The sequence below is a fragment of the Nostocoides sp. genome, from assembly GCF_035343835.1.
GTDB lineage: Bacteria > Actinomycetota > Actinomycetes > Actinomycetales > Dermatophilaceae > Nostocoides_A > Nostocoides_A vanveenii.
In genome coordinates this window covers 6,100-14,082 of the sequence record NZ_DAOQZV010000064.1, presented here as the reverse complement: position 1 = coordinate 14,082, position 7,983 = coordinate 6,100, and the positions used below count along the sequence as shown (strand labels likewise).

The 7,983-nt window shown below is 70.6% G+C and carries 8 protein-coding genes; 5 read left to right on the top strand and 3 right to left on the bottom strand.

Annotation, left to right across the window (positions count from 1 at the left end):
• Positions 1-2,798, bottom strand: a 2,798-nt coding sequence (locus PKH97_RS06635) for an indolepyruvate ferredoxin oxidoreductase family protein (RefSeq protein ID WP_324386620.1), incomplete at its 3' end; no start/stop codon positions are given.
• A gap of 96 nt (positions 2,799-2,894) precedes the next feature.
• On the opposite strand from PKH97_RS06635, the gene PKH97_RS06630 reads away from it, so the two are divergent.
• The 5 genes from PKH97_RS06630 to PKH97_RS06610 all read left to right on the top strand — a co-directional run bounded on the left by PKH97_RS06630 (position 2,895) and on the right by PKH97_RS06610 (position 7,478).
• Positions 2,895-3,701 (top strand): prolipoprotein diacylglyceryl transferase family protein, encoded by an 807-nt coding sequence (locus PKH97_RS06630; protein ID WP_324386619.1) that lies wholly within the window; start codon positions 2,895-2,897, stop codon positions 3,699-3,701.
• Between the two features lie 161 nt (positions 3,702-3,862).
• Complete coding sequence (locus PKH97_RS06625; RefSeq protein ID WP_324386618.1) at positions 3,863-4,108, top strand: hypothetical protein; 246 nt, start codon at positions 3,863-3,865, stop codon at positions 4,106-4,108.
• Positions 4,063-5,700 carry a radical SAM protein gene (locus PKH97_RS06620; protein WP_324386617.1) on the top strand — a complete coding sequence of 546 codons (1,638 nt, stop codon included), beginning with the start codon at positions 4,063-4,065 and terminating at the stop codon, positions 5,698-5,700. Before PKH97_RS06625 ends, PKH97_RS06620 begins: the two co-directional genes overlap by 46 nt.
• Positions 5,697-5,978 (top strand): hypothetical protein, encoded by a 282-nt coding sequence (locus PKH97_RS06615; RefSeq protein ID WP_324386616.1) that lies wholly within the window; start codon positions 5,697-5,699, stop codon positions 5,976-5,978. Before PKH97_RS06620 ends, PKH97_RS06615 begins: the two co-directional genes overlap by 4 nt.
• Positions 5,979-6,002: 24 nt before the next feature.
• On the top strand, positions 6,003-7,478 hold the full coding sequence (locus tag PKH97_RS06610) for a gamma-aminobutyraldehyde dehydrogenase (RefSeq protein ID WP_324386615.1): 1,476 nt from the start codon (positions 6,003-6,005) through the stop codon (positions 7,476-7,478).
• Between the two features lie 52 nt (positions 7,479-7,530).
• Here the strand turns inward: PKH97_RS06610 and PKH97_RS06605 are convergent, their stop codons facing one another.
• Positions 7,531-7,719, bottom strand: a complete 189-nt coding sequence (locus PKH97_RS06605) for a carotenoid oxygenase family protein (protein ID WP_324386614.1) — start codon at positions 7,717-7,719, stop codon at positions 7,531-7,533.
• Position 7,720: 1 nt separating this feature from the next.
• Positions 7,721-7,983 (bottom strand): carotenoid oxygenase family protein (locus PKH97_RS06600; protein WP_324386613.1); only part of this gene is annotated, 263 nt, incomplete at its 5' end.

Below are 7,983 nucleotides of genomic sequence, written 5' to 3'. Positions count from 1 at the left end.
GGGCCGGCGACAGCGAGCACGGCAGCGGGGTCCACGGCATACCGGCGGCCCCAGCGGAAGGCCTGGAGATTCGCCGTGACGGCAACGCCGTTCTGCGCCAACGCCTCCTCGACGGCGCTCGGTGAGACCGGGATGCCGGCCGACTGGATGGCGATGCCCAGGAGGAAGGTGTTGGCGAACTGATCGCTGCCGAAGAGGCCCTCGGTGACGGCGCGCGCGTCGAGCAACCACGGATCCGGGCCGGTGTGTGCGCGCACGACCTCGACCAGGGCAATCGTGTCAGTGGCGGGTGCTGTCACATCGGCCACCATCGCCCCCGTCGGGTTCGGCGTCGTCGAGACGATGGCTCGCGTGCGCGCCGGGTCGGTGACCGCGAGATTGCGCGGATCGGCTGCGACGAGCAGGTCGGCACCCAGATAGACATCGCAGGTCCCGGGCTCCAGCTTGTTGGTGCCCTCGAAGGGCGCCGCGGCGAGCCGGAGGTCGGAGACGACGGCCCCACCCTTTTGTGATAGCCCGAGCTGGTCGAGGCCACGGACGTGGAGCCCGGCGTTGGTCGCGGCGACTGCGAGGACCTGGGCGGTGGTGACGATGCCCGTTCCGCCGATGCCCATGATGCGGATGTTGAGCGGTGAGTTCGTTACTGCGGCAACGGGATCCGGGAGGTCGGTGCCCTCGATCGCCGGGGCGCGGCCGGCCGGTCGCTGCGGGCCACCGGGAGTCACGCTGATGAAGGAGGGGCAGTCCCCCTCGATGCAGGAGTAGTCCAGATTGCAGCTGGCCTGGTGGATCCGGGTCTTGCGGCCGAACTCGGTCTCGACCGGCTGCACCGAGAGGCAGTTGGACTTGGCGCCGCAGTCGCCACAACCCTCGCAGACGCGCTCGTTGATCCAGATCCGCCGGCCGGGCGACTCGATGAGCCCGCGTTTGCGCTTTCGCCGCAACTCGGTTGCGCATTCCTGCTGGTGGATGACGGCGGTCACCCCGGGCACTGTCGCCAGTTCGGTGAGGACGTCCTCGAGGTCGTCACGGTGGCGGACGGTGACGCCGTCGGGCAGGCCGGCCGACCGGCTGCGACCCACGTCATCGGTCGTGACGACGACCTGCCGGACGCCCTCGGCGAGGAGTTCGCGCGCGAGATTCGCCGGCGTCATACCGCCCACGATGTCCTGCCCGCCGGTCATCGCGACGGCCCCGTTGTACAGGATGCGGTAGGTGACATTGGTGCCGGCGGCGACGCTGGCGCGCACGGCAAGACTGCCGGAGTGATGATAGGTCCCGTCGCCGAGATTCTGGACGAGATGCTCGTCGGTGACAAAGGGGGACATCCCGATCCAGGCCGCGCCTTCGCCACCCATCTGGCTGAAGCCGACGACATTGCCGACCCGCTCCTCGTCCATGAAGACGACCAGCGTGTGGCAGCCGATGCCCGCCGCGACCAGGCTCCCCGCCGGCGTGCGCGTGGAGCGGTTGTGCGGGCATCCCGAGCAGAAGTAGGGCGTCCGCGCCGGGACCGGAGTCAGCGGCAGTGCCCGCCGCGTCAGGGCCGTCGTCTCCCGCGCCTGGGGATTGGCGTATGCCCGCGCCCCCGCCAGTCCCAGCGTGCTCGCCAGCACCGGCGCCAGGGCGTCGGCGATGACCTGCGGGGGCAGGTCGCCCGTCGCCCGCAGCAAGGCGCGCCCGTCGGGATCGGTCTTGCCGTGGACTCGGGGTGCCCCGGCGCGTCCGTAGAGCGCCGCCTTGACGGCCGTCTCCACGACGGGGCGCTTCTCCTCCACGACGATCAGATCGGTCAGGCCGGCCGCGAACTCCCGCACGATCTCGGGGTCGAGGGGCGCGACCATGCCGAGCTTGAGCAGGCGAATGCCGCTGTCGGACAAGTGATCCGGGTCGACGCCGAGGCTGGCGAGAGCCTCCTGGGTGTCGCGGAAGGTCAGCCCCGCCGCGACGACCCCGACCCGGCCACGGGCATCACCGGTGACGACATTGAGGCCATTGGCGCGGGCATACCGGCGGGCGAGTTCCGGCCGCGCACCGGCCAGGCTCTCCTCGAGCGCCGCGAGATGCGGCTGGAGGAATCGCGCGGTGACCTGGTGATGGAAGGGCCGGCCGTCGATCTCCCGATCCGGCTCGACGATCGTGATCGCCGGGTCGGCCAGGGTGAAGGTGGCGCTCCCGTCGACGACATTGGTCGCCAGCTTCAGCCCGCTCCACAGCCCGCTGAAGCGGGACAGGGCGATGCCGTGCAAACCCAGGTGCAGGATGTCGGCCGGGTCGGCGGGGGAGAGCACGGCGAGACCCAGTTCAGCCATCGCGAGCTCGCTGCTGCTCGGGACGGTCGAGGACTTGGCCGTGGCGTCGTCGCCGACCAGGGCGAGCACGCCGCCGGTCGCGGAGGCACCGCCGAGATTGCCATGGCGCAGGGCATCGGTTGCGCGATCGAGCCCCGGCGCCTTGCCGTACCAAATGCCAGCGACACCCTCGACGCGCCGCCCGGCGAGCGTGGCGACCAGTTGCGCGCCCTGCACGGCATTGGCGGCCAGTTCCTCGTTCACCGCCGGCCGGAAGACGATGCCGGCCTCATCGAGCGTGGCCCGGATGCGCAGCAGTTCCTTGTCGTAGCCGCCCAGCGGCGACCCCTCGTAGCCGGAGATGAAAACCGCGCTGCGTCGACCGGCCGCCCGGTCGAGGCGACGCTGATCGAGCGGGAGCCGGACGAGCGCCTGCAGGCCCGAGGCGAGAATCTCGCCGCCGGTCGCGGCGTACCGGTCCGCCAGCCGGAAGTTCCGTTCGCTCATCGCCACGCCCTTCCGTCGGGGACTCGACTCGGCGTCAGGTTGGTGACCTCCACTGAAGGCAACCTACCCGGCGGCCGGCCTGCCAGACTGGCCCGCATGTATCCGACAGTGGGGGATCTGCTGGGTATCGACCTGCCCATACCCACGCACGCGGTCTTCGTGGCGCTCGGCGTGGCGGTCGCCGGGCTGGTCTTCACGTTCGAAGCTCGCCGGCGCGGGCGCACCGGCGACAAGGTCATCGCGGTCGTGACCGGCGCGCTGATCGGCGGCGGACTCGTGATGCGCCTGGGCACCTGGCTGCAGCATGTCGACCTCCGCCAGAACGCCACCCTCGCCGAGCAGTGGGTGTATGGCAACAAGTCCATCCTCGGCGGACTCTTCGGCGCCTGGCTCGGCGTGCATCTCGCCAAGCGGATCGTCGGCTACCGCATCCGCACCGGCGATCTCTTCGCGCCCGCCGTCGCGGCCGGTATGGCGGTGGGGCGGATCGGCTGCCTGCTCACCGAGCCGCCCGGGACGCCGACGCACACGGCATACGGGATCGTGCTCGATCCGGTGACGGCGGCGCGCCTCCAGGTGCCGGCAGGGGTCGCGCTGCACCCATCCTTCGTCTACGAGATCGTCTTCCACGCGCTCGCGTTCGTCGTACTTTGGCGATGGCTGCGCCACGACCGGCTGCCCGCCGGCGAGACGCTGACGGTCTATGTCGGGGCGTATGCCGTCTTCCGGCTTCTCGTGGAGTTCGTCCGCGGCAACGAGGTGGTCTGGCACGGCCTGACCCGGCCGCAACTCGTCCTGCTCGCGACCCTGCCCGTCCTCCTCCTCCGGCTGACGGTCGTGCTCCGCCGCCGCGAATCCGCCATGACGTCACCCGCTCGCATCCCGCAGTTGGAGGCCCGATGACCACGCCACCCGAACCACCTCCCCCGGCACCCGATGGACAACCGGGGGTGCCGCAGCCGTGGGGCCAAGATGACGCACCGCTCCCACCCTGGCCGGCAGGAGCTTCGGGCGCGACGGCGCCGAAGGAGAGTTCACGGCCGATCTGGGGTGGTGCACTGATCGTGCTCGGGATTTGCCTGCTCGGGCTATTTGGGTTGGTCGCGCCGTCTGGACCATGGCGCACGGTCGCGAGCGCTCTCGGGGGCCTGGCGACGATCTTCCCGGTCGTCGCCATCGTCCTGCTTTTCCCGGAGAAGACCCGGCGGTGGGCGCTCGGGATGCTGCTCGGCTATGGCCTCGCGCTCGTCATCGCCTTCGTCGGGTGCATCGGGTTGATCGTCGCCTATTCACGGTCGTCGTCCACATGAGCGCCGGTATGCCGTTGCGGGACTACCGGATTCACCGCTATGTCAACGCCTTCTGCCCGCACTGTCATCACGCCGACCCGGACCGCGCGCTCAGCGACGTCGCGCGGCTCTCGGGCCGGCTGGCCGTCCGGAACGGCCGGGTGTGGCTGGAGCGGGGCTGCCCCGAGCACGGCCTGATCAGCACCCTCTACGACGAGTCTGCTGAGATCCTCACCTATCTGGAGCAGTGGACCGCGCCGACCAAGGTGCACGCGCCGGACCGGGTGGGCAACTTCCTGCCGGTGCCCGCGGCATACGCCCAGGGGCTGCCGGAGATGCAGACGCAACACACATGCATCCTGCTCGAAGACGTCATCGAGCACTGCAACCTGCGCTGCCCGACCTGCTTCACCGACAGCGGGCCGGCGCTGGCCGGCATCGTGGCTGTCGAGGAGGTGCTCCGCTCGGTCGACACCCGGTTGGAGCGCGAGAACGGCCGGCTCGATGTGGTCATGCTCAGCGGGGGTGAGCCGACGCTGCACCCGGACTTCGGGGCGCTGCTCGACGCGCTGGTGGAACGTCCGATCGTGCGGATCCTGGTCAACTCCAACGGGATTCGGATCGCCCAGGACGATTCGCTGGTCGCCCTGCTTCGGCGGCACCGGGAGCGCGTCGAGGTCTATCTGCAGTTCGACGGCTTGCGGGCGGAGTCCTCGGCGGCCCACCGCGGCGCCGACATCCGCCGCTTCAAGGAGGCGGCCGTGGCCCGGCTCTCGGCAGCCGGTGTCTTCACGACCTTGACGATGACGGCCGCGCTCGGGATCAATGACGACGAGATCGGCGACGTCGTCCGGCTCGCGCTGAGCACGCCCTATGTCGGTGGCGTCACCATCCAGCCGGTCTTCGGCTCGGGGCGCTCGCGGGCGATTGACCCGGGCGACCGGCTCACCCACACCGGTGTATTGGCACGACTCGGCCCGCAGACCGGCGATCTGGTGACGTGGCGCGACCTGACGGCACTGCCGTGCTCGCATCCGCACTGCTGCTCGGTCGGTTATCTGCTGCGCGACGACGCCGGCCAATGGCGGTCGCTGACCGCGATCGTCGGCCCGGACCGGCTCAAGGAATGGCTCGAGCTCGAGCCCGAGAGCCTGGCCAACCGGATCGCCGATGACAGCATTCCGGCGACGCTGCGCCAGACCGTCAAGAGCTCACTGCTCGACCTGCTCAGCGAGCAGTCGTCGCTGAGCCATCCGTCGATGTCCGCGATCTGGCGCGACATCTGCGAGAACTGCGACCTGGGCCTGTCGACGCTCGCCATCTTGGCCTCCTCGTCGCTGCCGGGCGGGGCGGCCCGGATGCGCAAACTCCTCGGCGAGCGCGTCGTCCGCCTCACGGTCAAGCCCTTCATGGATATCCACACGATGATCGAGGAGCGCCTGACCCAGTGCTGCGTGCACGTCGGCACGGTCGGTGACGGGCACCAGTGCGCGCCCTTCTGTGCGGTCCAGGCGTGGAATCCACTTGCCCGGCAACGGCTTTCGACGGCGCTGGGGAGTTCCCGCCGCGAGCTGGGACTGATGGCCGAAGGCGAGCAGGAGGTGCGGGTATGACCGCGCAGAGCGAGACGGGAGCGGCGCGCGCGGGGGAGCACGCGGCATACGACCCGCTGCGCCTGTGCATCTTCGCGACGATCGCGCTGCTCGGGTGGCTGCTGGGGCCGGTGGCGGTCGTCGGCTTCGGCGCGCTGGGCTTCGCCGGCTACTGGCGAGCGCGCCGCGCCGGGCTGACCCGGTCGAAATGCGTCCTGCGCGACACGCGGCTGGTGCTGGCCTACCTGGCGCTGCTGGTTGCGGCCGGGGTCGGCGGGATCGTCCTCCTGGTCACCTGACCGCCGGCGGGCTAAGGTCGCCCGGTGGCTCAGTTCATCGACGGAGAAGTGCGGGCAGCGAGCACGGGCGAGCGCGCCTGGGTGTGCGATCCCTCGACCGGCGATCGGGTCGCCGAGGCCGACCTTGGCGGTCCCGCGGATGTCGACGCGGCCGTCGCCGCGGCGAAGCGGGCGTATGCCGAGTGGTCGCGCGCGACGCCCGGTGAGCGGTCGGCGGCGCTGACCAAGCTCGCCGCCGAGTTGGACGCGCGCGGGGCCGAACTCGCCGAAGTGGAGAGCCGGCAGGCGGGCAAGCCGATCCGCCTGGCCACCGAGTTCGATGTGCCCGGGACCATCGACAACACGGCCTTCTTCGCCGGGGCCGCGCGGCACCTCGACGGTTTGGCGAGCGCCGAATACTCGCCCGATCACACCAGTTCGATCCGCCGGGAGCCGGTCGGCGTCGTCGGCTCGGTCGCGCCGTGGAATTACCCGCTGCAAATGGCGGCCTGGAAGATCCTCCCGGCGATCGCCGCGGGCAACACGATCGTCCTCAAACCGGCCGAGAACACCCCGCTGACGTCGATCATGTTCGCCGAGGCCGCGGCCGCCGCGGGCATCCCCGCGGGCGTGATCAATATCGTCGTCGGCACCGGTCCGGTCGCTGGCGCCGCGCTGCTGCGCCACCGCGATGTCGCCATGGTCTCCTTCACCGGCTCCACCCGGGTCGGCCGCACCGTGCTCGAAGCGGCCGCGACCACCGCCAAGCGCGTGCATCTGGAGCTGGGCGGCAAGGCGCCCTTCGTCGTCCACGACGACGCCGACCTCGATGCCGCCGTCCACGGCGCGGTCGCCGGGTCACTCATCAACACCGGCCAGGACTGCACCGCCGCCGCCCGCGCCATCGTGCACCGCTCCCGGTATGCCGAGTTCGTTGCGGGAGTGGCCGACCTCTATGCCGGTGTGCGCCTCGGCGCTACCGCTGACCCGGCCACCGACCTCGGCCCCCTCATCTCGATGGCCCACCGCGAGCGGGTGGCCAGCATCGTCGACCGTGCCCGCGCGTATGCCCGCGTGGTCACCGGCGGCGCTCCGCCCGAAGGCCTCGACGCCGGTTCCTACTACCTGCCGACCCTGATCGCCGATGTCGCGCCCGGCCAGGAAGCCTGGACCGACGAGATTTTCGGCCCGGTCCTGACGGTGACCGCCTTCGACGACGACGAGGAGGCGATCGCGCTCGCCAATGACACGGCATACGGGCTCGCGGCGTCGGTCTGGACGCGCGACGTCTTCCGTGCGCTGCGCGCGACCGCCGAGATCCAGGCCGGCTGCGTGTGGGTCAACGACCACATCCCGATCATCAGCGAGATGCCCCACGGCGGAGTCAAGCAGTCCGGCTTCGGCAAGGACATGTCGGCCTACTCCTTCGAGGAGTACACGACTGTCAAGCACGTGATGTACGACCGCACCGGCGTCGCCGCCAAGCCCTGGCACCGCACCATCTTCGGGATCGATGAGTGAAATCGCGGTCATAGCCGCGGTATCACTCATCGATACGGCACGAACCTCGCCATTAGTTGGGCAGCCAGTTGCCGTGGAACCCGGCGGGCACGCGCACGGGCAACTCCACGCTCGCCACGGGCTCGAGACCGACGGCGTCCAGCACCACGAAGGTGCTCCGCCCGCGCGCCCGGTCATACGCCAGCCCCAGCAGCACGCCGTCGTTCTCGCCCGCATCGGCGGCCCGGGGCACGAAGACCACCTCACCCAGGTTCACCCCGGGCCCGGTCGTGCGTCAGCGTGGAGCCGGCCACCAGGTCGTGCTTGACCAGCGTCCCGGTGGGATAGCCGTCGTCGTCGTAGGCCACGGCATACCCGAAGCGATGCCGGCGGCCCGTGCGCCGCTCGTCGATGCGCGGGAACTCCACCGCCCGGTCGTCCAGCGGCTCCTGCGTCACCCGCCCACCGGCCAGATCGACGACCCATCGCTGCAGCGCCGGCGACCCTTCGTTGGGCACCAATGGTG